Below are 25,213 nucleotides of genomic sequence, written 5' to 3'. Positions count from 1 at the left end.
GCCCTGCGTATCTGGGGGGAGAGGGACCGGTGGGTCCCGGTGCTACTTCTGCCAGCCCACGGTCTCCGGCAGGGGAGTGCCGAAGATGGTGGCGCCGACGTTCGCGAGGCCGTTCTTCACGCCGTAGATGGACGGGCCGCTGAACAGGGGCAGGTAGCCGTACTGGGCCAGCGCCTTGCGTTCGACGGCGTTCGCCTCGGCGGTCTGGCGGGCGGGGTCGGAGATCGCCGAGACGGCGTGGATCTCCTTGTCCAGTTCAGGGCTGCCGATGCCGACGAGGTTGGAGCCGCTGTCGGTGCAGTAGAACTCGCACAGGTAGCGGGCACCGAACGGGTCCGGGGCGCGGTTGCCGACGAGGAAGATGTCGAAGCTGCGCTCGGAGAGGATGCGGGCGAAGTCCGCCTCCGTGGAGTTCTTCAGACCGACCTGGATGCCCACCTGCTTCAGCATCTGCACGAGGGCACCGGCGGTGGCCTTCTCCAGCGGGTCGTCGCCGCGCAGCGTGTACATGACGGTGAGCTTCTTGCCGTCCTTCTCGCGGATCCCGTCCCCGCCCGGCTTCCAGCCCGCGGCGTCGAGGGTCTTCTTCGCGGCCTCCGGGTCGTGCTTGACGACGGCGCCGACGTTGTCCGAGTAGCCCTTCTGGAAGCTGAAGAGCAGCAGGGAGCCGGGCAGCGGCTCGCTGTAGTCGCCCAGGCCCTGGAACTGGATCTTGGCGATCTGGTCCCGGTCGATGCTCTCCAGGAGCGCCTTGCGCACCTGGACATCCGTGAGGTTGGGCGACTTCGCGTTGACGTAGAAGGAGTACGCGAAGGGGCTGCCGCCCTGGCGTATCTCAGTGCCCTGGACGCCGGAGAGGCGCTTCAAGCCCTCGGCGTCGCCGGCGGAGGTGTAGTCGATCTGGCCGTTCTTGAACGCGTTGGCCGCGGCGTCCGACTCCAGGTTCACGTAGACGCGCTGGTCGAGCTTGCCCTTCTTGCCCCACCACTTGGGATTGCGTACGAAGGTCAGGTCGCCGCCCTGCGCGTCGAACTTCCCGACGGTGTACGGCCCCGCCCCCCACTCGGGGTGGACCTTCTTCACGTACGCCTCGTTGTACCCGGCGACGGTGGCGGCCTTCGGGTGCAGGAACGTGGTGAACAGGCTCGACCACCAGGGAGCCGCGCCCTTGAAGGCGATGACCGCCTGCTTGTCGTCCTTGCCGCGGGTGACCGAGGTGATCTGGCTGTAGCCCTCGGTGTCGGATGCGTTGTACTTCTTGTCCTTGCCGTTGTTGGCCTGCCAGGTCGCCTTGACGGCCGTCCAGTCGATCGGCGTGCCGTCGTTGTAGGTGGCCTTCGGGTTGATCGTGAGGACCACCCGCTGGTTCCCGCCGGTGACGTCGACCTTCACGTCGCTGAGGTAGTCAGGGTTGTACTGCACCTCGCCGGTGGGGGAGTACGTGATGACGTCCGGGTTGTACCAGAACCAGACGCGCTTGGCCGTGAGCGTGGCGTTGGCGTTGAACGGGTTGCCCTGGTCGTCGATGGTGCCCGCGGTGGTGTACGTCCCGCCGTCCTTCAGGCCGTCGTAGGACTGGGGGTTGTAGTCGAGCTTCGCCGAGGCGGCGGCGGGCTTCGCGCCCTTCCCGGGGGCGTTTCCGGTACCCGACGTACCGGAATTCCCTCCGCTGCAGGCCGAGACGGCGAGGGCGAGGGCCGCGGTGAGCGCGGCGGCGGGGACGGCGATTCTTGATCGCATGGCGGGGTGGATCCTCATTCCTTCATGGGGTTCGCCGGCACCGTGGGTGACGTGCCGGTGAGGGGATGTACCGGCACCGCGGGGTCGCGTGCCGGTGAGGTGAGTCCGACGTCAGCGGGCGTGACAGGCGTGCTGGTGGCCGGAGCCGGACTCCGCCGGTCCCAGGACGGGGCGACGCGTACGGCACCGCTCCCGCAGCCCGTCATCGGCCAGCCGGAACAACGGGCAGCGGTCGACGAACACACAGCCCTGGGGGAGGCGGGAAGCGCTCGGCTGCTCGCCTTGGAGGACGATCCGCTCGCGGGAGCGCTCGTGCCGGGGGTCGGGCACCGGGACCGCCGAGAGCAGGGCCTCGGTGTACGGGTGCCGGGGGTTCTCGAACAGCTCCTCGGTGGTGCCGGTCTCGACGATGTGCCCGAGGTACATGACCGCGACGCGGTCGGCGAAGTGCCGCATCACGGCCAGGTCGTGCGCGACGACCAGGTACGCGAGCCCGAGCTCCCGCTTGAGCCGGGCGAGGAGGTTGACGACGCCCGCCTGAACGGACACGTCCAGCGCCGATACCGGCTCGTCCAGGACCACGATCCGGGGCCGGGTCGCCAGGGCACGGGCGATGCCGACACGCTGGCGCTGCCCACCGGACAGGGCCCCGGGGAAGCGGTCCGCCACCGAGGAGTCGAGGCCGACCATGCCCAGGAGTTCGGCCACCCGGTCCCGTACCGCCGCCGCCTCGACATTGACGGCCCGCAGGGGTTCGGCGATCAGCTGGTCGACCGGGAGGCGAGGGTCGAGGGACCCCATGGGGTCCTGCATGACGATCTGCACCGCGCCGCGGAGCTCGCGCAGCCGGTCGGCGGACACGGGCTCGGAGACGTCCGTGCCGGCCACCTCGATCCGGCCGCCCTCCGGCGCCTTCAGCCGGAGGATCTCGAGGAGCGTGGTGGTCTTGCCGCTCCCGGACTCGCCGACAAGCCCGAGAGTCTCACCGGCCCGCACCTCGAAACCCACGTCGCTGACTGCGTGGAGCGTCCCGACCCGGCGCTTGAGGAACGCGCCCTTGGTGACGGGGAACGTCTTGGTCAGGCCGGACACCCTCAACACCACCTCGCCCGCCGAACCGTCCCGCCCCACGCCGCCGCTGGCGTCTACGGACTCCACCGAGACCTCGGGGACCACCGGACCCGGGAACAGCCCGTCGGCCGACAACCGGCCGTCCGCGATCTCCTCGGCGCGTACGCAGGCGACGTGCCCGTGCCCGGCGACGTGCGTCGCCGCGGGCTCCTCCGTACGGCAGGCGTCGAGCACGGCGGGGCACCGCGCGGCGAAGGCACATCCCGCCGGAAGCGCCACCATCGACGGAGGCTCCCCGCCGATCGGCACCAGCGGGCGGCCCTTCGCGGTGTCGAGGCGGGGCACCGCGCCGAGCAGCCCGATCGTGTAAGGCATGGTGGGCCGCCGGAACAGCTCTTCGGCGCCCGCCCGTTCCACGATCCTGCCCGCGTACATCACGGCGACCTCGTCGGCGTATCCGGCGACCACACCGAGGTCGTGCGTGATCAGCACGACCCCCGCGCCGGTCTCGGCCTGCGCGGCCCGCAGCACGTCCAGGATCTGCGCCTGCACGGTCACGTCCAGGGCGGTGGTGGGCTCGTCGGCCACGATCACCGACGGCGCGTTCGCCATGGCCAGGGCGATGACGACGCGCTGACGCATCCCGCCGGAGAACTCGTGCGGGAACGACCGCGCCCTGCGCTGCGGTTCGGGAATGCCGACCAGATCAAGGAGCTCGACCGCACGCCGCCACGCCGCCTGCTTCGTCAGGCTCTGATGCACGCGCAGCGCGTCGGACAGAAGACGGCCGACCGAGAAGATCGGAGTCAGCGCGGACAACGGGTCCTGGAAGACCATGCCGATCTCCTTGCCCCGCACCCGCGACAGCCGACGGTCGTCCAGACCGACCAGGTCACGGCCGCCCACCAGCACCTCGCCCGACACCCGGGCCGTCGGCGGAAGCAAGCCCATGACACCCATCGCGGTCGCGGACTTGCCCGAACCGGACTCGCCGACGATGCCAAGGGTCCGCCCCGGCATCACGTCGAAGCTGACACCGCGCACCGCCTCGACCGTCCCGGCCTCGGAAGGGAACGAGATCCGCAGGTTCCGCACCGACAGGACTGGGGCCCGTACGGCGTCGTGCGACGGCGACGAAGGGGCCGGTATGAGAGTGAACGTCATCGTGCCCCTCCCGAGGCCGCCGATACAGAGGTGGGGTCGAGGGCGTCACGCAGCCCGTCACCGATGAGCGTCATCGACACGGTCAGCAGCACGAGCAGGCCCGCGGGGAACGCGAACAGCCACGGAGCGCTCGTGATGTTGCCGGAGCCGTCGGCGAGCAGCGTGCCCAGCGACACGTCGGGGGTCCGGACCCCGAACCCGAGGAACGACAGCGCCGTCTCACTGAGCACGGTCGCGACCACCCCGAGCGTCAGGTTCACCACCAGCAAGGACCCCAGGTTCGGAATGATGTGCCGCACGACGATCCGCCACGGCCGCACACCCATGAACTCCGCGGCCAGTACGTAGTCGCGCTCCCTCAGCGATGTCGACAGCGACCAGACCACCCGGGCGGTCGTCATCCAGCCGAACACGGTCAGCACCAGGATCAACACCCGCCAGTCACCGGCGAGCCGGTGCGACACCAGGGCGAGGATCAGGAACGACGGCACCACCAGCAGGAAATGGATCACCGCGAGCGTCAGCTTCTCCACCCTGCCACCGAAGTACGCGGCCCCGGCCCCGATCACCGCCGCCAGCACGATCGTCAGCACCGACACGCTCACCGCGATCACCAGCGACCGCTGCAGACCGTGCACGACCGAGGCGTACACGTCGTTGCCACCCTGGTTCGTGCCGAGGTAGTGCACCGAACTCGGCGGCTGCGTCAGCGCCGTGAAGTCCGCGTACGTGTGAACGAACGGCGAGAACATCCCCCCGAACACGCTGAACAGCACCAACAGGACGAACAACGCCACCCCGAACAGCGCACCCCGATTACGCGCGAACCGCCGCCCGTACAGCCGCCAACCGCGCCGTCGCCGAGCCGCGGACCCATCACCACCACCACGAACAGCCGCCTCGCCCGGAGACGTCACCTCGATCGTCACCTCAACTCACCCGCACCCGGGGATCGAGGACCACCACGGCGATGTCGGCGAGGATCGCGCCGATCGCGGTCATCGCCGCGCCGAACGCCGCCACCGCCACGGCACCGTGCACGTCGTTCTTGCCGATGGTCTGGATGAAGTACTGACCCATCCCGTTCCACCCGAACACGGTCTCCGTGATCACCGCCCCCGTGAAAATGGCAGGGATACCGAACGCGACCGAGGTCGCCGTCGGGATCAACGAGGCCCGCAACGCATGCCGGCGGATCGCCTGCGCACGCGTCAACCCCGTCGCACGCGCGGTCCGCACATAATCCGACCCGATGGCGTCCAGAAGCAGCGTCCGCTGGGTCAGGTGATACCCCACATACCCCAGCAACGTCAGGCTCAGCGTCGGCAACACCAGGTGCTGCACCCGGTCCGCCACCGTCGGCAACAGCCCCTCCACGGTCGGGGACTTCTCGCCCGCGACGTACAGGAAACGCCACCCCAAGCCCTGGTTCAGCCAGATCCCTACCAGCACCACGCCCAACGCGGCGACAGCGGTCGGTACGTTGAACAGGAACACCGACACCAACTGCCACGCCCGGTCCCACCAGCCGTACTGGCGCGACGCCGTGGACACACTCAGCGCCACACCGATGAGCACCGACAGCAACGTGGCCGCGGTCACCAACTGCCCGCTGACCAGCACCCGGAACCCGATCTCCCCGTTCACCGAGGCCCCCACCGGGGACTTCCCCCAGTCGAAGTGCAGCACCACATCGCCGAACCAGTTCCACCACCGCTCCACCAGCGGCACCCGCGGATCCAAGTTGTACGGCGCCAACGCCTGATCGATCTCCGCCTCACTCCGCACCGGCCGCGTGCCCGTGTAGTTCGCCCTCGGATCGAGGAACCACGCGGCCAGCACGTACGTGACATTGGTGGCGACCACGATCATGGCCAGCCACCCGACCGCCTTCCGCACCACATGACGGATCACGACCCCACCTCCCCGACCGTCGGTCCGACGGGGGCGAGAACAACCTCGGCGGTGTAGGCCGCACGGCGGGCCGGCGGGGGTGTGCCGGTTCTGAGCATGACGTGACGCGACTTTCTGAGGGGGGAACGCACACGGCCCGTCCAGGCACCGCCGTGCTCACAATGAAGTGCCAGACCCCCGCCCCTCCGATCCGGAGGGCGACAAGGCCTGGCGACACATCATTCTGTGATCACGAATCCCCTGACAGGAACCATTCCCAGGCCCCTGACATGCGATTGCAAAGCGCGCGTCACAATCAACCCCGATGGGCGTCCCTGGTGAGGAAGTCCAACAGGATCTGCCGGCTGGTCTGCGACGTGAGGCTTCCGTAGGCGTCGTCGAAGGCGTGCTCCGCGAAGGGCAGCCGCTCGACCTCGGTGTCGACACCCTGCTTCCTGAGCGCGTCGCCGAGATCGGTGACGGTCTCGGGGCGGGCACTGCGGTCACGGTCGCCGACCACCAGCAGGGTCCGCGGCAGACCGGGCCGGACATCGGAGGTGGGGGACACCTCGCGGTAGCGGTCCGGGAACTCCTCGGGCGTCCCGCCGGTGAACATCTCCGCCGCCTCGCGGGTTCCGGCCACGTCCTCCTTCCACATCCGCGTCACGTCGGTGCCGGGGTAGAAGCCGACCACGGCGGCCGGAGGCTCCGGCGCGGTGCCGTCGGAAGCCTTGATGGTGCCGTTCTGGAGGCGGTAGGCGGCGTTCATCGCCAGGGTGCCACCCGCCGACATGCCACCCAGCGAGATCCGCGAGCGGTCGACGCCGTACTCCCCGGCGTTCCTCTGCACCCAGCCCAAGGCGGACACGAGGTCCTGAGGAGCCTTGTTCCAGGTGGGGCGGTCCGGTCCTGCCAACCGGTAGTCGACCGCGAACACGGCCACACCGTGGTCCGCCAGCCAGCGGCCGGTGCCACGCAGGTCGCTCTTGTCGAAGGTGTGGAAACCCCCCGCGTGGGCCAGCACCACCGCCGGCGTCCTCTCGCCACCCTCCCGCTCCGGCAGGTACACATCCACCCGCAGCGGCTCGCCTCCGGGGCTCGCATACGTCCTCGTCACGTCCGGCCTCACCGCCGGATAACCGAGCTCGGTGACCACCTGACCGAAGGAAACGTCCACTCCGGCCTCCCGCGCGGCCCGGAACTGGATCGCACCGATCACCAGCGCTCCCAGAGCGCACACCGTCGTGACGACGGTGACCACGCGCCCCCACCGCACCAGCCCGGCACGCCAGGCCAGCGCGGCGAGGACAGCCGCCCCGACACCCACCACGGCTATGTGGAACGGATACTGGCCACCGAGGACCGGCCCGATCACCCCCACCTTCGGGATGGCCGGAAAATACGCGCCCAGGACGATGGCCAGGACCAGGAACGCCAGGAACGAGGCCAGGACGGCGGAAACGCCCCCCAGCATCCGGACCAGCAGACTGGACACTGGGGCCGGGCGTGCGCGGGTGGTCATGGTTGAGCTCCTGTGCGGGCACATGGGGCGGGGTTCCGCCCACGGGCCTCCCAAGGTAGAAACCGGCCACCCACATCAGCCTCACACCGCGGAACCAACTCTCGGCATGGCTCTCAGGTAGGGGGCCCGTCGGAGATCCCATCGGACATCCCAAGGGAGACCGCGCACCCCACGCGCTCACTCACAGATGGGTGTGGCCGGGCGTCACCAGCCCCGTCTCGTAGGCGAAGACGGCCGCCTGGGTACGGTCCCGCAGCCGGAGCTTCTGAAGGATGCTGCCCATGTGCGTCTTGACGGTCTGCTCCGCGACCACGAGCTCGCCGGCGATCTCCGCGTTGGACAGCCCCTGCGCGACGAGCGTCAGCACCTCCGTCTCACGGTTCGTGAGTTCCTCGATCCGCACCTGGGCAGGCGGCCTCGCCGACGTACTCAGCCGCGAGAACTCGGTGATCAGCCGCTTGGTGATCTCCGGGGACAGCAGCGCCTCGCCCGCGGCCACGATCCGCACCGCTTCGGCCAGCTCGACCCCGGAGGCGTCCTTGAGAAGAAACCCACTGGCACCGGCACGCAACGCCTCGTACACGTACTCGTCGAGGTTGAACGTGGTCAGCACCAGGATCTTGCTCGGCAGGTCCGTCTGCCGCGTGATCTCGCGGGTGGCGTCGATCCCGTTCATCCCGGGCATCCGGATGTCCATGACGATCACGTCAGGACGTAGCTCTTGAGCCTTGGCTACGGCGTCCAGCCCGTTCACAGCGGTCGCCATCACTTCGATGTCGGGCTGGGCATTGAGCAGTACCGAGAAAGCCTCACGGACCATCGCCTGGTCGTCGGCGATCATCACTCGGATCGTCATGCGCTGCGTTCCTTGTCTGGCCGTGCTGTGGAGGAGGGTGGGCTGCTGGGGGTCGTACGGCTGCTGGGGTTGTTGGGGTTGCTTGAAGTGCTTGAACTGGTCGCGCCGGCTGAGGTGGTCGGGCTGGTCGCGCCGGCCGAGGTGACGGGGCCGGCTGGGTCGGCAGGCACCGGCAGCAGCGCCGCCACCTCGAATCCACCATCGGGCGCGGGCGCGGCGGAGAGCTCCCCGCCGAGCATCGCGGCCCGTTCGCGCATGCCCAGGACGCCGTGTCCGGCTCCCGGTGAGGACTGGTCGACCCGGCGACCAGGGCCGTTGACGACCCGCAGATGAACAGCGGCAGGGGAGTAGGTGAGCTCGACGCGAGCCGAAGCACCAGGCGCGTGACGCAGCACGTTACTGAGCGCCTCCTGCACGATCCGATAGGCCGACAGCTCCACGCCCTCCGGCAGCGACCGGCGAGCCCCGCTGGACACCGCCGTCACCTCCAGCCCGGCCCTGCGCACCCCGGCGAGCAGGTCGTCGAGCTGTTCCAGCGTCGGTTGCGGAGCCTCGGGAACGTTCCCCTCGGGATGCTCCTCGGACCGCAGCACCCCAAGGAGACGCCGCAGCTCCGCCAGCCCCTCCTTGGCACCCGCGCGAATGTCGGCCAGCGCCACGACCAACTCCTCCGGCGGATTCGCGACGCGATACGGCGCGGCATCGGCCTGTATGGAGATCACCGACATGTGGTGCGCGACCACATCATGCAACTCACGCGCGATACGCGCACGTTCCTGCAATACGGTCCGATGCGCACGCTCCCGCGCAAGAGCCGCCTCCTGCTCCGCGAGCCGCGTACGTACCTCCCTGACCCCACGCACCCCGACCGCGACCGCCGCAACGGCCGCGAACTCCACCAGCACGATCACGATGAACCGCCAGGGGCCGATCCCGCCGCCCCACGCCTGCAACCCGAACAACACCGCGGCACTCAACAACAAGGCCTCGACCATCACCCGCGTCCGGTTCCGCAGAGCCACCAGCAGCACGATCCCGGCGTGCACGGACCACGCCCACCCCAGATACGCGCCGAAGGCCGAGCCCAGCGAGAACACCGGCAGCATCACCAGCGACAGCCACCACACCGGCACCGGCCACCGCAACGCCGGCACGAGCAGCGCCGCATGCACCATCCCGACAGCCCTCATCGAGATGTCCTCGGTGCCCCAGACCGCCGCGAACCCCGCCACCGCGACGACCCCGACCCACGGCAGCCACCGCAACGGCCTCGGCCCCGTCATCGCCGGCACGGGCTGCGGCTCCAGCGTGAACAGATCCATCCGCACAGCGCCCAGCACCTTCCGTACGGTGCCCAGCGCTCCGCGCACTACCCCTCCGCCGACCCTGTCCATCCGCTCAGTATCACCCATATTGTCCACCGGCCGGCTCCCTGCCTGTCATGGAGAAAACCCAGCTGGGAAGCCATCCCCGCGCCCGCCGGAGGAAGACGAATCAGCGTTCACCCGGCCATGAAGATATGCGTCGAACCTGCCGGTACGCCTCACCCTGCAGAGCCGTCTTTCCGTCTGGCTCTCAGGTATGACGGCGTCGCGCGACCAGCCGCTTCAACGGGAGCGTGAGACCGACGCAGTGCCGCCCCTTCTCCACTCTTACCCATACGGCGCCGGGCCTTCGTTCCTGTGGAGGACCTCAGCGTCGTTCCCCGAGTTCACTCAGACCGCAGCGCGGGCTTCTTCGCCCGACCACGTCCGAACTCGTTGTTCAGCCCTGCTGCCTGCGCTCTAACCAGGCGGTGACGTCACGTCGGAACTCCCGGTCTTTGTAGACGTCCTCCCTGGCGAGCCACTCCAAGTCGCGTAGGACCCCTGGGGAATGGGCGGGTTCGCGTACCGCGTACACGCCTACACCCGATTCATACGTGTCGGCCAGGAGCCAGACGCTGTTGTCCAGGGCCAGCATGGCGAAGCCAGGGTGGCCGGCGCGAATGCCGAGGAACGAAGCCGCGCCGGCCCCCATGATGTCCCACCGGTCCAGCAGACGGACCCGGTGCCAGACACGCACCCTGTGCCGCAATCGGCGGTCTACCGCGGCGGTCCAGGTGCCCCTGGGCAACATCACAAGGAATTCGCGATTCTCATCGAGCAGGCCGGCGGACATGGCGAGGTCGTACCAGCCCTCGTTGAGCCGCTCCACGAGTCGCGGGTCCCCGTACTCGACGAGGAAGAAGCCGAAAACTCGCTCTCGTTCGTACCCGAGGACATGCGGTATCGCTGAGGCCGGAACTGCGTCCGGTATCACCTCGAGCCCGGCTCGTAGCAGCGGTCTGAGCACCTTGCGATACCTCTCCTGCCGCCCCACCCCATTACCTCCCCCGTCAACCCCATGACCTGTGCGGCTTGATCGTGCCGCACTCAGCCGATGGCCAAGATCCACCGGACAGGTCCTAGCCCGCGGCCACCTGGGCCCCGACCGCAGTTCGGCTGCGGTGCCGACGGGATTCGAACCCGCGGACAGATAAGAGCAGGTCCGCCCCGTCTCCGTCAGTCGCCGCGAGAGGGACCTCTCCCGCGTCGATCGCAATGGGCCGCTCTGCCACGGCACCGCAACCTGCGGGAATGCGCGCACTCCCGCTGCGACTCAGGGTAGAGACACCGTTATCCGCGGACCAATCCTTATCTGGCACGTCACAGAGAGCTCTCCACCACGGATGCACAGACGTTGTGCTCCGGCGCCGCTTCGAACGAGCGTCCTCGCCGCGCACTGGGACAATCACAGGATGCCCAACAACAAGATCCGCTTCGACTGCCGGCGCCGCGGCGATGACGGTCCCCTCGTAGTCGTCCCGTACATCGACGGAGTACCGCTCACCGACCTGATCGACAGGTTCGAGATCGCGGCCGAAATGAAGCCCGCCGGCGACGCCTACGGCGGCCTGATCCCGGAATTCTTCCGCTTCGGCCCGATGCGAGACCACTTCCTGGGCCGATCCGCCGGCGCACCAGGCCCTAAGACACCTGTCCTCGGCTGTGAATGCGGCGAGTGGGGCTGCTGGCCCCTCATGGCCCGCATCACCGCGACGCCGGACTCCGTAACCTGGGACGCCTTCGAACAACCGCACCGCAAGAACCGCGACTACACGGCCTTCGGCCCGTTCCGATTCGACCGACACTCATACGATGACGCCCTGCGGTCCCTGAGCGCGGCGACCGGATCCGACGCAGACGACACGCGCGTATGAACACGGCCGTTGGCAGAGGAGAGGTCAGAGGATTCCCATCACCCTCCGACGACAGCCAAGTTGTGCCACCAATGACCGCATCCACCAGAACAGAAGCGCTCGCGACGACGCTCGTCCGCGACACCCAGCACCGCGACCAACAGCCGAAACGCCTTGCGGCGCTCATCGACCGGGAGAAGGCCGGCGATCTTCCCCAGCTGCTGGTCGATCGGGCCGCGAGTGATCAGAACCGCAGGCGTGTGCGTCGGCCGCAGCCCGGCCCGCCGGATGCTCTCCCGCCCGTCCTCCGCGACGACGCGGGCCTGCACGCAGTGATGGACCAGGTAGCGCAGCACGTCAGCCTGCTCCTCCTGACCGAAGGAGTCGAACCACTCAACGCCCTGTGCCATTGGGCGCAGGCCCTGGGCCAGCTCGTTGAGGATGATGTCTCGCCCGTTCATGAGCACCTCTCGCGGTCCAGCGACACGGAGGCCCTACGACCCTCGCCCCGATCGGGCGGCCTGACGAATCGCCGATCCCGGCCCGTCACAGGCGTCCTAGACGTCCTAGACGTCCTAGACGTCACAGAATCACGCTAGAAGTGACGCATTGCCGCATCCTGGCAACTCTCTCAACCCTCACGACACCCTCTTCGTTTCTCCGACGCGCCTAGGATGCGCTGCCGTGGGGGCGCCGAGCAACGCGACAGCAGGAGTTGTTCTGGTCGACGGCTGCACTCGTGTGTGGGTGGAACGCGACCCGCGGCTCCTGGCGGGCCTGCGCGACCGTACGCGGAGCGGCGGCGGCAGCCCCTGGTGGCGACGTGCCCTCTGGTACGTCCTCCTTGGGCTCCCTCTGGCCGTCTGGCTGCCAGCGAATCCCCGATATCTCGGCCCTGTGGCCTGGTTGCTGCTGCCGTTGGGCATCGCCTTGCTACGGCTGTGGGCGGTGATGGCCGAGCTGGACCTGCGATGGGGGATGCGGCGACGAGGCATCACGGTACGAGCCTGGTTCGAGCCCGACCCGGACAGCGAGGCCACCAGCGCCTACATCGTGCACTTCCACGCCCTGGAAGGCCGCGAGGTCACGACGCACGGGCAGGTACGAGGCCGCCGGGACGAGATCCGTTACGACCCACGGGATTCCTCGCGCGTGATCGCCCCGACCCGCGTCGCCGGGCTGGGGATCGTACTGGCCGCATTCCTGGCGACGGGCATGTGGGGTGTTGTGTGCGTCGTCCCAGCGGTGATGTGGCTGATCAGGGTGCTGGGACTGCCGTTCTAGGGGACTTGGCGGCGACGGACTGCCCACTCCGGCTGACCACGCACGTGCCAACCGGGGGCGTACACGGACTCGGCGACCGCGGTGAGCGCGTCGAGGTAGCGCTGACGTGCCAAGGGTGGGACGAACCGTCCAGTGTGGTCGATGGTCGGCGCCGCCGCCGTGGGTCCGGTGCCCGTACGAGGACCGGAACCCACGACAGCCCGCCTGTCATCCTCCAGGCGGCCGATGACGCGCGCCGGATGAGCTGTCACGAGTCCTCCCTACCTCCCGTGGCCCGCGCCGACGCCACACAGCGGTAGTCGCCGACCCACCTCCGCTGGGAGACGTGACTCCAGCTCAGCGAGGGCTGAGGACGCAGAATTCGTTGCCCTCCGGATCGACCAGGATCGTCCAGGCGATCGAGGACTGGTCGATACCGGGATCGGTGGCGCCCAGGGCGCGCAGTCGGGCTGCCTCGGTGGCGATCTCGCCACCGGCGTAGGGGCGCACGTCCAGGTGGACGCGGTTCCACACGGTCTTGGTGTCGGGGGTGCGGACGAATTCCAGGTAAGGGCCGACGCCGGCGGCGGAGCGCATGCGCGCGTGGTCGTCGGCGACCTCGTGCACGGTCCAGTCCATCGCCTCGCCCCAGAACCGGGCCATTTCTCGGGGGTCGGCGCAGTCGACGACCACGGCGGCGACCGGCCCGGTGTCCTGGTAGATCGGCCGGGGCTCCAGAACGCAGAACTCGTTGCCCTCCGGGTCGGCCATGACCGTCCAGGGGACGTCGCCCTGCCCCACGTCGGCGAGCGTCGCCCCGAGATCCTTCAGGCGGGCGACCAACTCGGCCTGGTGGTCGGGCGAGGTGGTGGCCAGGTCAAGGTGCACCCGGTTCTTCACCGTCTTGGGTTCCGGGCTCGCGATGATGTCGATGCAGATGGCCTCGGGGGCGGGGTAGGAGAAGCCCAGGGGTTCGAGGTTGGTCACACCCGGCCCCTCGCTGTCGATACCCCAGCCGAGTGCCTCCGCCCAGAACCGGCCGAGCGCGGAGTCGTCCAGGGCCTTCATGTTGATCTGCACGAGTCTTGTTGCCATGCCCCAGATCCTAGGAGTTTCCGCCGGTCAGGGGGCGTAGCGATCACCCGGACGTTCACTCGGCGCCCGCCCGCGCTCCCGCCCCCGCCGCCCTGGCCCGCAGCACGGCAGCGAGTACGGGAATGTCGACACCCCCGTGGCCCCGCAGCGCCACAAGGACGATGCGGGGCCACGAGCGCGGAACTGTGTCACGTCACAAGGACGATCCCGGACCTCGGCGGCGTACCGGGACCGGGCTGGGTACTGGTACCGGGACCGGGACGGGTGCCGGTCCCGGGGCCTCGATGGAGAAACGATCCCCCTGGAGGGGTGATTCGCCAGCCGTCAGTCGCTGATGGTGTACCAGTCGGAGTTGGACTGGTACTCGGGGACCGGACCGGCAGCCGGGTTGGTCAGGATGAGACGCCCACCGCTCTTGCCGCAGTTGCTGTCCGTGTACCCGCCCACGGCGACATAACCCTTCCACCACCAGCCGGACAGGTAGTTGTCGACGCCGGGAGTGGAGAAGCAGCCCTCGACGTACTGGCCGTTCTGGTTGGAGCCGGCGATCGACACGGAGTACACAGTGCCGAGCCGGTCGTGGAAGTTGATCTGCTGGCCGTTGCTGCCGGCGAAGGCCGAGCCGGAGCCGAGACCGACGGCGGCGGCGCCGAACAGGGTGACCGCACCGGCCTTGGCGAGGCGTGAAGTGATGCTCATGAAAAGACTCTCCCGTTCAGTTGCTGAAAATGGTCCAGTCGCTGGACTGGCTGAGAGGAACCCAGACGGAGCTGGAGAAAGTGACGTTGCCGGTGGGCCTGCCATCGCCGCCACAGCCACCGCTGTAACCGGTGACCTCGACGTTGCTGGTCCACCACCAGCCACTCCAGTAGTTGTCCCGGCTCGGGCTGTCGAAGCACCGCGCCACGCCCTGACCACCCTGATTGTGGCCGTCCACCCACACCGAGTAGGTGTTGCCGACCCGGTCATGGAACGCGAGCTGCTGGCCACTGCTCCCCGCGAGCGCGGACCCCGAGCCGACCAGCACGAGGGACGCGACCGCGGCAAGCATGCCGACGGCGGCCCCCGTCTTCCTGCGGAAGTTCATACGTGTTCCTCAGTCGACGACGCGAAGCCCCGAAGGCGAAGTCGCGAGGACGAATCCCGAAGGCGAAGTCCCGAGGGCGAGGGCGAGGGCGAGGGCGAAGGCCCGATCACAGGTCGTAGATCGTGTACCAGTCGGACCCCTGGGACACGGGGATGTCGAACGTCTCCGGGCTGGGCTCGATGGCCGTACCGCCGCACCCGCTCTCCGGGTACCACGTGATACGAACCTCGCCCTTCCACCACCAGCCGTACAGGTAGTTGTCGGTCTTGGGAGTGTTGTAGCAGCCCGCGACGAGCTGCCCGTTCTGATTGGTCCCGTACACGTAGATGGAGTAGACGTCGCCACGCTGGTCGTAGAACCGGATCTGCTGGCCGTTGGTCCCGGCGAACGCAGCCCCAGAGAAGCCGAACACGCTACCGATGGCCAGCGCACCGACCGCCACACCCCGAGCGACTCGTGCAGACACAGACATACGGACATCCTTTGCAAAAGGTCGGACACACGAAGCCACCCAGACCGATCCTCACCACCCGACCGGCCCCACAAGGCCCCCGCCAGAAAACCTACGCACCCCCAGCCCCCCACCCTTTGCCCCCCGCGCACCCTTCCTTGACGATCCGCGCGCCCACCCCCGTGCGCCCGGAGGCCCCCTGCCCCGACACCCGGCGCCGGCCCGAACCCCGGCACGCACCCCACCGCGAGCACGGGCTACCCGGTCCCGACTCCCTCGTCGTGCCGTGGGCAGGCTTCCCATCGCGCTCACCGTGAAGGACCCTCGCCGGCCGCGCCTGCCTGCAGGGGTGCGGCGGTCTTCGAGGGGCAGTGGTCTCAGGGGTCCGGAGGGCGGTACAACCTTCGCGGCATATCACCTTGCCGGGTCGCAGGCGGCGACCTATCGTCGGCCCGCATCGCATCGCATCGCATCGCATCGCATCGGATGGCATCGCTCGCACCGGTCCTGAGTCGAAGGCTGTTGATGTCTCTTCGTCCCGCAGTAGCCCATGACGCCGCCTTCCTCTGGCGCATCCTCCTCGAGGCCTACAACTGGAATGGCGAACATCGCTTCACAGCGCAGGATTTGGAGGCCAATCCAAGCGCCGCGCGCTACCTCGCCGACTGGCCTCGCCAGAACGACTTCGGCGTCATCGCAGAAACCAGCGCCGGCGAACCGATCGGCGCGGCCTGGGCACGGCACTTCTCGCAGACCGAGCCCGGATACGGCTTCGTCGCCGCGAACGTCCCCGAGCTAACCCTCGGCGTCCTGCCCGAACACCGCGGCCACGGCCACGGCCGCACCCTGATGGAGGCACTGATCCTGGCCGCCGCCAGCAGCCGCCCGACCCCGCCGGCCCGACTCAGCCTCAGCGTCGAGGACGGCAACCCCGCAGTGCACCTCTACACCACCCTTGGCTTCGCCCGGGTCGGGCGCACCGGCGACTCCGACACCATGGTTCTGGACGTCCAGTCGGCCGTCACACGACTGAGAGGTCCTGGCAAAGGGGTAGGGCGTGGCATGGACGCCTAGGCCATCTCGTCTGGATCATCTAATCGTTCGTCTGAACGTGCCGTTGACTGTCGCCCAATGGGCGTGATTCGAGCCGTTGTTCCCTGATCGGACGCCGCGCCGGGCGGCCGCTGACGCGCCCGCCTTCGACCGCGAGGCGTACAAGCAGCGCAACACTGTCGATCGATCGCCAATCAACCGCTTGCAACAGCAGCGGGGGCATCGCCAGCCGCTACGAGCAGACCGCCGCAACCATCCACCTCGCCCTTCGGACTCTACGTCGCCAGCCTCTCCGTCTTGGCCCGCCAGGCCGACGACTCAGGAGCAGGAGCGAACCGCATCGTCCCAGGCGCCAGGGCTGCGGTAGTTGTTCTTGTGACCCGTAGCAAGGACGTGGCGCAGTTCGGCAACGTGCTGGGTGTTCGCGGGGAGATCGAGCCGACTGAGGAAGGTCAACGCGGCAGCCGGCTCCAGATCGCCGTAGACGTCGTGGAAGCTCGCCAGTAGGCCGCGAAAGACGGCCGAGTGAAGGGCAGGAAGCCGCATGGCGGTGCGGTACGTAGGCTCCTTCACCGTCCAACGCACCGGTCCCGAACACTCCAGAACCCGACGCGCTCGGCGGAGCAGGCCGTCCGATCGCTCGGCCACCACCCGGTCGATGTCGTTACCGAGAACCTCCGCGAAGGCCGTCTCGGACGTGGCGTGGTCCTCAAACCAGTCCACCCACAGCGAGTAGGTGATGGCCTCGGCGTCCCGGTCCGCCTCCAACCGCTGACGGTAGCCGTCCCACAGCACATCGGCCGGCAGGGGACCCTCCGCGCTCTCGTTCGCGAACCGGATCTCGCACGTGACCCAGTACTCGTCGAGAAGGTCCAGCAACCCGAAAGCCAACCGCACCTGATCGGCCGCATCCATGTCTTCGGCGAACACATCACCGGCCCAGGAGTGCGCCACCTGGTTGGCCGTGAGCACCACGTCCGGCTTCCTGTCCCTCACCCACCCGTCGCGCACCTGCCTGACGCCCTGATCAGCCAGCCAACGCCGCGCTGCCTCCTCGGCCTGCATCTCCACTCGGCAAGTATCACCGGCCTCGCAAGACCCGAACGAATCGGCTCGCCCTGCCGTAAGCGCGCAACCCTCCGGGCCATAGCAGAGTCTGAGAGGGAAATAGGATCGTCGAAAGAAGGCTGCCCGTGGACGAGGTCCTGGTGACGGTACTGAAGTGGGCTGCTCGCGGCGTTACGCTCGCCGTCGACTACCTCAACCTGCGCGCTGTCTACGAGCAGCTGCGACGCGACGTTCGAAAGAGCCGTCGCCAGCGTCCAGCGTGAAAGGTCTGGTCAGAGCCACTCGTTGAAGGCTTCGACCCGTACTGTCGCTTCGTGTCGCACGGCGGGTTTGTCGTACCTGGTAGCGATGGCACGGAGGCCACTGAGTTGGTTGTCCCGTACGCGACCGTGTGCCGCTGCTTGTAGTCGTCTTCGTCGAACCCCGGCGACCGGCCGCCTCGCGATCTGCGGTTGAGGGCAGGCCCCGGGCTGGCTCTGCGCTCGCCGCTGGAGCTTCCGGGGCTGACGCAGGAGGAGTTCCTCGTCCAGCAGTTCACCTGCTTCGGCCGGGTCGTGGCGGTCGGGCGGCCGGGTGAAGAGCTGCCTTTGCTCGGTGCGCAGCGGGCCTATCTCCCCCTGGACGGCTGGAAAGAGACGGTGAGCGAGCTCATCGAGGGTGCCCAAGTGGTCCTGCTGAACGCCGCACCGGGACCGGGCACGGTCTGGGAGTTCACCGAGGTACGCCGCAAAGCCGATCCCCGCCGGCTTCTGCTTCGCGTCTACTGAACACCTGCGGATTACGACACCTTCCGTCGCGCAGTCGCCGTCGAGGAAAGCGACCACCCGGCGAACGGGAACGAGCACAGACAGGGGAATGGCGACTATCCGGAACTGCCGGACCTTCCCGACTACGTACTCTCGAACCCGAGCACAGGACGGCAGTGGAACTTCCCGCAGAGAGGAACTGTCGTCTTCGACGAGAACTGGCACCCCCGCTTCATACCGTTCGACCTGTCCGTCCCCTCAATAGGCTGGGTGTGGACCATGCGCCGGGTCATCTGCGACGAACTGGAGCCGGTGACAGGCCCCTTGTCCCGAGTCCCAGGCCTGAAGGCCCGATTACACTCATGACGAGCAGACCTGGGCAAGATCCCGTTATGGCGCCTGCCAGCTGACCACTCCTCGGCCGAGAGAGCGATCACCAGGTCATCACCAGTCACCAGGTCATCACCAGGCCATTACCGGGTCATCGCCAATCACGCGTTCTCCAGAGCCCGGATTACGTGGTCCAGCTCGTCCGGCATAACCGCGATCAGTACAGACCCCTGAGACGAATCGCACTCGACGATCCGGGACCCCGGATTAACCGCCATCGCCTCACGCACTGACGGCGAACGCACCCCGGCCTGACACAGATCAGCCGGCAGAACGACTTCCTGCTTGCCAAAGGTAGGCGTCCAGGTGAGGGGACCGGCACCGACCTGCAGACGTCCCGCCTTCCAGCGAGCCCCTTGGGCCGACCACTTGAGCATGCAAGGCACCCCGGCGGGCTTCCCGGTGTCTATCGCGGTGGACCTCTGCTGCCGCTTTCGGCGCATCAGCCACCCAACGAGGGCCGCAGCGGCCACAGCAATCGTCAGTTCGATCATTCACCCATTCAAGCAGCCCAGGAATACGGGCGGAGCGCGTCGCTAAGCGTTGTCCGGCAAATGATCTACGGCGTGCTGGATGGCCTGGGCCTTCCTCCGCCACCCGGCGAGGGCTGCGGGCGCCGTCCGCGCGGGCGAGGTTGCGCAGGCGGGCGATGCCGACAATGGCGTGGTGGACGCCGTGGCCTTTGAGGCGGCAGTCGCGGAGAGTCCGATTACCTCTCGGGCTACCTACACGGCCTTTCAGGTCTGCATACGGTGCGGGCGAAGGTGTGCTCGACGCGGGCTCGAACCTTGCGGTGGGAGGCGTTGTGTTCCTCTTTCCAGGCCAGGAACTCGACCTGGCCGGGTTCGCGGTGGTGAGGGATGACCAGGCCGGTGCCCCGGTAGACGCCGTCCACGATCAGGACGGTGTCCTTGCGGAACCGCCGGCGCTGCTGCGGCGCGAGCAACGGCCCGAGACTTGGTTGATGATGCGCTCGGCGGCCGACTACGACACCCCGAACAGCGGGCCGAACTGGCGCAGGGTGAGGTTGGTGCGTCAGTACGCGGGGACCAGCAAGGCCTGGGGTCCTCCAAGGGCAGGCTCCAGGGTCGGCCTTTGCGGACCGGATCAGCGCCCTGGCGCTGCGGCGCGGTGATCAGCTTGTCGCACTGCCGCGCGCTCAGCCTGGTGAACGGGCTATCCAGCGCTGCTGCGGCGCCGTGATCACTCCAGTCACGGCGAGATCCTCACACTGTTCCCGCCGGTGTTGACGCGCTGATCACTTCCTAGCCAGGCATGGACCCTTGGCTGCGGGTCAGGGGATCAGCGCTCTTCCCGGGATCAGCGCTCCTCCCACTCGGTGCGGGCGAGCTCCGTGTTCGTCCGGACCAGGTCCTCGTCGTCCTCGATCATGAACAGCGAGTACCGGCCCGTTGCGTCCAAGGCGTCGAAGACCCGGTGGGCCCATGCGTCCGAGTCCGACTGATTGGCGGTGACCCGGGCCGGATGGGAATGGTGCGGCTCGTCCAGGTCTGGCGGCACGGCGACCCAGCAGCTCAGCCAGTGCTCGTTGTCCCCCCAGGTGAAGGAGGGGGATTGCCCGTCGGTGTCACAGTAGAACTCGATACCGAAGGCCGCTTGGAGGTCGGTCCGCACGGCGTCCGCGAGTGTGGCCCCAGGGGTCTGCGGCTGCCGGAAGCCGGCGTAGATGTCGTACTCGCTCAAGATGATCAGCCCCAGCCGACGTCGAAGGTCTCGTCGTAGGAGTATCCGATTAGTCACACCTGGGTGAACTCACGCGAGCCTCCTGTGGTGCAGAAGAACGTGTCGAGCCCCTTTTTAGCTTCCCGCCCACGGCCCACGGCCCACGCACATCCGCACCGCCTCAGAGATCGGTTACGGGACAAGCGTTAGAAGGAGGGTGTCCTGGCCCTTCAGGAACACCTGCTGAGCGTCGCTTGGTCCTCCCCAGGAGTTCGTGGCACCCCCTACAAGCCCCTGCTCCCCACACGTCTATTGCCGTCGATAGACCAGGACGTCGGTCGCCCCGTCGATCAGCGCCCAGCCTCCCGCGCAGATCAGCACGACCGTCGACAGCAGTACGACGACGGGTCCCGCCCAGAACACACCGGCAATCCCGATCATGGACCCGAGAAATCCCGCCCAGTAGGTGAGGTCTCGCAGTGGCGGATGATTCTCAGCGGTCTGCCACCATTTGCTCGCTGCCCAGAACGCCACGCCGAAGATCATGAAGATCGCCACGCCGGGCAGTCCGATATCCCGGCCGGCGTCGATCATCAGCCACACGCCCATGACGAGAGCCGCCAGGCCGTACCCGGCCTTCCCTACTCCGACCCGTACACGCGCCCGCCCGGACATCAAAGCCCCCCACCGTGTTCGAACCGCTCTCCCTGCTCGCAGGATTCTCCGCGACACAGTCACCATCCGGGAAGACGTACTGGCGCGATCAGGCTGACAGGTCTGGTTCGATCCCACCCGGACGGGGCAAAGGTGCGAACTGCCAGTCGACGTCCCAACTCGCCTACTGAGCAGGTCTGCTGCACTTCTAAGCCTCCTCGCGGCTGGGCTCAGGTGGGAGGATCCACAGCGTGATGGGATGGACGCACGACACCCCGCGCTGGGCGGTCATATCGGCCTGCGTCATCGCAGCCGTCCTACTCTTCGTCGGCGCATCCGCGCACGTCACCGACCTTCTCAGACACGGTCTGCACCCATATGACTGGGCACCGGGCTGGCTCAACCTCTACTGGTCGTCGCTGGCGCTGTTGGACGCGCTCGCCGCCGCGCTGCTGATCAGAGGGAGGCGCCGAGGAACCGACCTCGCCTGCGCCATCATGACGACCGACCTAGCCGCCAACTGGTACGCGGTCTACGGCATCCAGCACAGCAACCTCGCCGCTCAGCCTGGCCTTCAGCGTCTGACCGTCTTTGCCGCACTCGTCCTGGGAACGGCACCGTTCATCCGACGGCACCTCAGTAAGTGAGACGACGTCTCCGTAGGAGCGCTGGGCGGCCCTCCGATCCGAGGCGGGGACGGTCAGATCTCGGCATCATGGCGGCCTCTATGAGGCCTGCTTGGCGCGGACGCCTTCGGTAATGCGTTTGCCGAGGGTCGCGTCGATGTTGGTCCAGTACGTGAAGGCGCGTTCCAGGACGGGCTCGGTCACGCCGTCGAGGAGGTGGCCGACGACGTTGCTCACGAGCCGGGCGCGGGCGGCGTCGTCCAGTACCTCGCGTACGAGGGTGCCGGGCTGGCCCCAGTCCTCGTCTTCCGGGCCGTGACGTAGGCCGTCCGGGTGATCTCTCCGTCGGCCGTCCAGCCGGGCGGAGTGTCGTAGCGGTCGGTGTCGGCGGCCGGACCGCCCTTGGAGTTGGGTGCGTAGACGGGGTCGGAGGTCTTGCGGTACGCCATCGCGCCGTCCTTCGAGTACGTGTGGACGTCGACGACGGGGCCGTGACCGGAAGCTGCTGGTAGTTGGCGCCGATGCGGGCCCGGTGCGCGTCCGCGTACGAGAAGCGGCGGGCCAGCGGCATGCGGTCGGGGCTGGGGCCGATGCCGGGGACGAAGTTGTTCGGTTGGAAGGCGGCCTGTTCGATCTCGGCGTGGTTGTCGGTCGGGTTGCGGTCGAGTGTCATGCGGCCGACGGGGATGAGGGGGTTGTCGGTGTGGGGCCAGACCTTGGTGAGGTCGAACGGGTTGAACCGGTAGCCGGCCGCGTACTCGTACGGCATCACCTGGACGTGCAGCGTCCACGACGGGAAGTCCTCGTCCCGGATGTGCTCGAACAGGTCCCGCATGTGGAAGTCCGAGTCGGTGCCGGCCAGCCGGTCCGCCTCGTCCTGGGTGGGGAACGCGACGCCCTGGTCGGTCTTGAAGTGGTACTTCACCCAGAAACGCTCGCCGGACGCGTTGATCCACATGTACGTGTGGGAGGTGTAGCCGTTCATGTGACGCCAGGACCGCGGGATGCCGCGGTCGCTCATCAGCCAGGTGACCTGGTGCGCGGACTCCGGCGACAGCGTCCAGAAATCGAACTGCCTGTCATGGTCGCGCAGATTGCTGTCCGCACGCCGCTTCTGGGACCGGATGAAGTGCTGGAACTTCATCGGATCCTTGACGAAGAAGACCGGCGTGTTGTTGCCGACCATGTCGTAGTTGCCCTCGGACGTAGAGAACTTCAGCGCGAAGCCCCGCGGATCCCGCCACGTGTCCGGGCTCCCGCGCTCCCCGGCCACCGTGGAGAAGCGGAGGACCAGATCGGTACGGGCTCCCGGCTGGAACAGCGCGGCCTTGGTGCAGCGGCTGACGTCCTGGGTGACCTCGAAGTGGCCGAAGGCTCCGCTGCCCTTGGCATGCGGCTGACGTTCCGGGATCCGCTCCCGGTTGAACTGCGTCATCTGCTCGATCAGGAAAGCATCCTGGAGGAGGATCGGACCGCCAGGCCCACAGTGAGCGAATGCTCATCGCTCTCCACCGGGCCCCGGAGTCGGTAGTCGTCGTGGGTCGGCTCTGGGTCATGACTCTGCTGCCTTTCGCCCGCCCTCTGCCCGTTCGGCGTAGGCCGCTACCTGAGGCCATGGCCCGTCCGCACTGTTTACAGCGCTCACATTTCTCGGAGGATGAAGGCGCTACACGCAATGGGGGAATCGCGAGGTGCGAGGTGGGTGTGAGGTCGGCGCTCAGCCGACCAGCGTCGGCGGCTGTGTCGAGAAGACGACTCTTCCGGCGGGGCACCGCCTCATGGACGCGGCGGCCACACCGGCGAAACCCCCACCGACGACTGGGCCGACCGGTGACTTGAACTTCCCGGAGGCGCAGCGGCTGCCCGGCAGGCAAGCCGGGGCGGCTGGCCGGTTCTCAGGCGCGGCGGGCGGCCCAGACGCTGCGCTCAGTGCGTACGGCGAGATCTTCGCGGTGCAGGAGACTGTTCGGGCTGCTGGTGTCGAGGGGCTCGTCGAGGGCGGCGAGGTCCTCGGGGCTGAGGGCGGAGGCGGCTACGCCTCGGATGCGCTGCAGGCTGCCGTAGGCGTAGCGGCTGATCGCTGCGTTGCGCGCGCCTTCGATGTGGGCGGTGATGGTCCGCTCGGCCTCGATGGTGAAGCCGGCGGTGGTCAGCATCGGTCCCCAGTCGGCCCCGCGGTGCGGAACGTGCTCGGAGTGGAAGCTTTCGGTCGCGGCGTGGGCGCGTTCTTCGAGACCGGGCCGGCTCTCGGGAGCATGAGTGGGCAGGAAGCGGGGATAGCCCGCGAGCTCGACGATGGCGAACAGGCCGCTGGGGGCGAGGAGGTCGCGGACGCTGGCCAGGGCATGGTCGGGGTCGGCCATGTGGTGCATCGAGGCCGAGGCCCACACCAGATCCGGTGTGCCGAGGTCGGGCCAGTGGCTGGCGTCGAGGTCGGCCTGAACGGTCCGGATGCGCTCCTCGACACCACGGGCGCATGCCTTCTCGCGCAGGAACCGGAGGTGTCCGGCCGAGGTGTCGACGGCGGTGACATGCGCCTCGGGGAAGCGTTCGAGGAGTGCGAAGGTGCCCGCGCCGGTGCCGCAGCCCAGATCCACGATCTGCCGGGGCTCGCTCATCACCGGCAGCCAGGCGGTGATGGACGCTATGTGCTCGGCGAGCACCTCGGCGTCCAGGTCGAGGATCTGCGCCTGACTACCATCGCTGTGCTCGTCGCGGTGGGCATGCTCGCCGTGGGGGTGGCGACTGCTTTCGCCATGGTGGGGGAGGTGCTGATGCGTTTGGGTCATGTCGGCACCGTACGACTGTCATGCGCATACGGCACGATCTCTTGCTGCATGCGCAAGAAGATGGTCTGGGGTGCTGCCTGCCACGCAACATCGCTCACCTTGCCCATGGGGTCTCCGGCGCGACCGTACCTCGCTGGTCGCTGGTCGCTGGTCGTTGGGTGAGGACGGGGGTGCCGCCTCAGTCAGCCTCCGAGCCGTCCGTGCCGGCGGCCTTCTGGTGGCCGCGACGGGCGTCGCGGTCGAAGATGCCCATGATTTCGCACGGTCCGCCCTCGGCGCCGATGGCGTGCGGCGTCATCGTGGGGAACTCTGCGGCCTGGTTGGTCTCGATACGAAACCGCCGGTTGCCGAGCATGAGGATGGCCGTGCCGGACAGCACGACGAGCCATTCGCGGCCGGGGTGGGCGCGCATACGGGCGGGGTTGTCGGGCGGAGGCGCGGTCAGCCGCTGGCGCATGACGGTCATGCCGGGGTCGCTCTTGATCGGCCAGCGCATCAGGCCGTGCTTGCCGTCGATCATCGGGCTGACGACCACCTTGTCGGTGGCGTTCTCCACGAGCTGGTCCAAGGTGGTGTCCAGGGCGCGTGCGAGGGTGACGAGCTGGTCCAGGGCGAGGCGGCGCTGACCGTTTTCGATGCGGCTCAGCGAGGACTGGCTGAGGTTGGCGCGAGTGGCCAGTTCCTCCAGGGACCAGCCCTGCGCGACGCGCAGCGCGCGGATCCGTTTGCGTACGAGGCTGTCCAGCTGCCCATCTTCTTGCGTCATGGGCAAGAGTATATGCCTCTTATGCAAGGAGGGCTTAGCGTCGAATGCGGCTGGTCAAGTGCGGGGACCACGTACG

At 68.1% G+C, this 25,213-nt stretch carries 25 protein-coding genes, 1 tRNA gene and 3 pseudogenes; 7 read left to right on the top strand and 22 right to left on the bottom strand.

What is annotated here, in order from left to right; translation table 11 throughout:
* Positions 1-42: 42 nt before the first annotated feature.
* The 9 genes from ACZ7G1_RS15260 to ACZ7G1_RS15220 form a co-directional block, all read right to left on the bottom strand.
* Positions 43-1,740, bottom strand: a complete 1,698-nt coding sequence (locus ACZ7G1_RS15260) for an ABC transporter family substrate-binding protein (RefSeq protein ID WP_470874785.1) — start codon at positions 1,738-1,740, stop codon at positions 43-45.
* Between the two features lie 111 nt (positions 1,741-1,851).
* On the bottom strand, positions 1,852-3,975 hold the full coding sequence (locus tag ACZ7G1_RS15255) for a dipeptide ABC transporter ATP-binding protein (RefSeq protein WP_470874787.1): 2,124 nt from the start codon (positions 3,973-3,975) through the stop codon (positions 1,852-1,854).
* Positions 3,972-4,898 carry an ABC transporter permease gene (locus ACZ7G1_RS15250; RefSeq protein WP_470874926.1) on the bottom strand — a complete coding sequence of 309 codons (927 nt, stop codon included), beginning with the start codon at positions 4,896-4,898 and terminating at the stop codon, positions 3,972-3,974. Before ACZ7G1_RS15250 ends, ACZ7G1_RS15255 begins: the two co-directional genes overlap by 4 nt.
* Before the next feature lie 7 nt (positions 4,899-4,905).
* Complete coding sequence (locus ACZ7G1_RS15245) at positions 4,906-5,889, bottom strand: ABC transporter permease (RefSeq protein ID WP_470874788.1); 984 nt, start codon at positions 5,887-5,889, stop codon at positions 4,906-4,908.
* A gap of 295 nt (positions 5,890-6,184) precedes the next feature.
* Positions 6,185-7,390 (bottom strand): alpha/beta hydrolase fold domain-containing protein, encoded by a 1,206-nt coding sequence (locus tag ACZ7G1_RS15240; RefSeq protein ID WP_470874790.1) that lies wholly within the window; start codon positions 7,388-7,390, stop codon positions 6,185-6,187.
* 181 nt (positions 7,391-7,571) lie between these two features.
* Positions 7,572-8,246 (bottom strand): response regulator, encoded by a 675-nt coding sequence (locus ACZ7G1_RS15235; protein WP_470874792.1) that lies wholly within the window; start codon positions 8,244-8,246, stop codon positions 7,572-7,574.
* Entirely contained in the window at positions 8,243-9,586 is a 1,344-nt protein-coding gene (locus tag ACZ7G1_RS15230) for a sensor histidine kinase (protein WP_471204144.1), read from the bottom strand. The genes ACZ7G1_RS15235 and ACZ7G1_RS15230 overlap by 4 nt, the downstream gene beginning before the upstream one ends.
* Before the next feature lie 424 nt (positions 9,587-10,010).
* Positions 10,011-10,442: a hypothetical protein gene (locus ACZ7G1_RS15225; protein ID WP_470874795.1), complete on the bottom strand. Its 432-nt coding sequence runs from the start codon at positions 10,440-10,442 to the stop codon at positions 10,011-10,013.
* Positions 10,443-10,732: 290 nt separating this feature from the next.
* Positions 10,733-10,851 (bottom strand) — tRNA-Glu (locus tag ACZ7G1_RS15220).
* A gap of 174 nt (positions 10,852-11,025) precedes the next feature.
* Here ACZ7G1_RS15220 and ACZ7G1_RS15215 point away from each other — a divergent pair.
* Positions 11,026-11,487 (top strand): hypothetical protein, encoded by a 462-nt coding sequence (locus ACZ7G1_RS15215; RefSeq protein WP_470874797.1) that lies wholly within the window; start codon positions 11,026-11,028, stop codon positions 11,485-11,487.
* A gap of 38 nt (positions 11,488-11,525) precedes the next feature.
* Here ACZ7G1_RS15215 and ACZ7G1_RS15210 read toward each other — a convergent pair whose 3' ends face one another.
* Positions 11,526-11,927 (bottom strand): DUF5958 family protein, encoded by a 402-nt coding sequence (locus ACZ7G1_RS15210; protein ID WP_470874799.1) that lies wholly within the window; start codon positions 11,925-11,927, stop codon positions 11,526-11,528.
* Positions 11,928-12,363: 436 nt separating this feature from the next.
* Here ACZ7G1_RS15210 and ACZ7G1_RS15205 point away from each other — a divergent pair, with 436 nt between their 5' ends.
* Positions 12,364-12,750 (top strand): hypothetical protein, encoded by a 387-nt coding sequence (locus tag ACZ7G1_RS15205; protein WP_470874801.1) that lies wholly within the window; start codon positions 12,364-12,366, stop codon positions 12,748-12,750.
* Positions 12,751-13,086: 336 nt separating this feature from the next.
* Here ACZ7G1_RS15205 and ACZ7G1_RS15200 read toward each other — a convergent pair whose 3' ends face one another.
* The 4 genes from ACZ7G1_RS15200 to ACZ7G1_RS15185 all read right to left on the bottom strand — a co-directional run bounded on the left by ACZ7G1_RS15200 (position 13,087) and on the right by ACZ7G1_RS15185 (position 15,323).
* A complete protein-coding gene (locus ACZ7G1_RS15200) occupies positions 13,087-13,824 on the bottom strand; it encodes a VOC family protein (RefSeq protein WP_470874803.1) in 738 nt (245 codons plus the stop codon).
* A 324-nt stretch (positions 13,825-14,148) separates the two neighbouring features.
* Positions 14,149-14,523, bottom strand: a complete 375-nt coding sequence (locus tag ACZ7G1_RS15195) for a hypothetical protein (RefSeq protein WP_470874805.1) — start codon at positions 14,521-14,523, stop codon at positions 14,149-14,151.
* 16 nt (positions 14,524-14,539) lie between these two features.
* Positions 14,540-14,911 carry a hypothetical protein gene (locus ACZ7G1_RS15190; protein WP_470874807.1) on the bottom strand — a complete coding sequence of 124 codons (372 nt, stop codon included), beginning with the start codon at positions 14,909-14,911 and terminating at the stop codon, positions 14,540-14,542.
* A 106-nt stretch (positions 14,912-15,017) separates the two neighbouring features.
* Positions 15,018-15,323: a hypothetical protein gene (locus ACZ7G1_RS15185; protein ID WP_470874809.1), complete on the bottom strand. Its 306-nt coding sequence runs from the start codon at positions 15,321-15,323 to the stop codon at positions 15,018-15,020.
* 525 nt (positions 15,324-15,848) lie between these two features.
* On the opposite strand from ACZ7G1_RS15185, the gene ACZ7G1_RS15180 reads away from it, so the two are divergent.
* Positions 15,849-16,436 (top strand): GNAT family N-acetyltransferase, encoded by a 588-nt coding sequence (locus ACZ7G1_RS15180; RefSeq protein ID WP_470874811.1) that lies wholly within the window; start codon positions 15,849-15,851, stop codon positions 16,434-16,436.
* Between the two features lie 100 nt (positions 16,437-16,536).
* Positions 16,537-16,635, top strand: a pseudogene (locus ACZ7G1_RS15175) (IS5/IS1182 family transposase); the annotation flags it as partial.
* Between the two features lie 98 nt (positions 16,636-16,733).
* On the opposite strand, the gene ACZ7G1_RS15170 reads toward ACZ7G1_RS15175, so the two are convergent.
* Positions 16,734-17,480 (bottom strand): hypothetical protein, encoded by a 747-nt coding sequence (locus ACZ7G1_RS15170; RefSeq protein WP_470874928.1) that lies wholly within the window; start codon positions 17,478-17,480, stop codon positions 16,734-16,736.
* A 128-nt stretch (positions 17,481-17,608) separates the two neighbouring features.
* Here ACZ7G1_RS15170 and ACZ7G1_RS15165 point away from each other — a divergent pair, with 128 nt between their 5' ends.
* Positions 17,609-17,746, top strand: a complete 138-nt coding sequence (locus ACZ7G1_RS15165) for a hypothetical protein (RefSeq protein ID WP_470874812.1) — start codon at positions 17,609-17,611, stop codon at positions 17,744-17,746.
* A gap of 189 nt (positions 17,747-17,935) precedes the next feature.
* On the top strand, positions 17,936-18,250 hold the full coding sequence (locus ACZ7G1_RS15160; RefSeq protein WP_470874813.1) for a hypothetical protein: 315 nt from the start codon (positions 17,936-17,938) through the stop codon (positions 18,248-18,250).
* A 470-nt stretch (positions 18,251-18,720) separates the two neighbouring features.
* On the opposite strand, the gene ACZ7G1_RS15155 is transcribed toward ACZ7G1_RS15160, so the two are convergent.
* From ACZ7G1_RS15155 to ACZ7G1_RS15140, 4 genes and pseudogenes are all read right to left on the bottom strand, one after another.
* Positions 18,721-19,113, bottom strand: coding sequence for a hypothetical protein (locus ACZ7G1_RS15155; RefSeq protein WP_470874938.1), 393 nt, complete (start codon positions 19,111-19,113; stop codon positions 18,721-18,723).
* A 145-nt stretch (positions 19,114-19,258) separates the two neighbouring features.
* A pseudogene (locus ACZ7G1_RS15150) lies at positions 19,259-19,835 on the bottom strand (helix-turn-helix domain-containing protein); the annotation flags it as partial.
* Between the two features lie 104 nt (positions 19,836-19,939).
* On the bottom strand, positions 19,940-20,323 hold the full coding sequence (locus ACZ7G1_RS15145) for a hypothetical protein (protein WP_470874814.1): 384 nt from the start codon (positions 20,321-20,323) through the stop codon (positions 19,940-19,942).
* A 288-nt stretch (positions 20,324-20,611) separates the two neighbouring features.
* Positions 20,612-20,905, bottom strand: coding sequence for a hypothetical protein (locus ACZ7G1_RS15140; RefSeq protein ID WP_470874816.1), 294 nt, complete (start codon positions 20,903-20,905; stop codon positions 20,612-20,614).
* 305 nt (positions 20,906-21,210) lie between these two features.
* Between ACZ7G1_RS15140 and ACZ7G1_RS15135 the strand changes: the two genes are divergently transcribed.
* Positions 21,211-21,603: a hypothetical protein gene (locus ACZ7G1_RS15135; RefSeq protein WP_470874930.1), complete on the top strand. Its 393-nt coding sequence runs from the start codon at positions 21,211-21,213 to the stop codon at positions 21,601-21,603.
* Between the two features lie 78 nt (positions 21,604-21,681).
* Here the strand turns inward: ACZ7G1_RS15135 and ACZ7G1_RS15130 are convergent.
* The 3 genes and pseudogenes from ACZ7G1_RS15130 to ACZ7G1_RS15120 all read right to left on the bottom strand — a co-directional run bounded on the left by ACZ7G1_RS15130 (position 21,682) and on the right by ACZ7G1_RS15120 (position 25,137).
* A pseudogene (locus ACZ7G1_RS15130) lies at positions 21,682-23,138 on the bottom strand (catalase).
* A 339-nt stretch (positions 23,139-23,477) separates the two neighbouring features.
* The gene (locus ACZ7G1_RS15125; RefSeq protein ID WP_470874818.1) at positions 23,478-24,371 is read right to left on the bottom strand and encodes a class I SAM-dependent methyltransferase; all 894 of its coding nucleotides are present in this window, start codon (positions 24,369-24,371) and stop codon (positions 23,478-23,480) included.
* A 178-nt stretch (positions 24,372-24,549) separates the two neighbouring features.
* A complete protein-coding gene (locus tag ACZ7G1_RS15120) occupies positions 24,550-25,137 on the bottom strand; it encodes a helix-turn-helix domain-containing protein (RefSeq protein WP_470874820.1) in 588 nt (195 codons plus the stop codon).
* Between the last annotated feature and the right edge of the window lie 76 nt (positions 25,138-25,213).

This window comes from Streptomyces sp. NPDC037273 (genome assembly GCF_055603625.1).
This window is presented reverse-complemented; position numbering and strand designations above follow the sequence as displayed.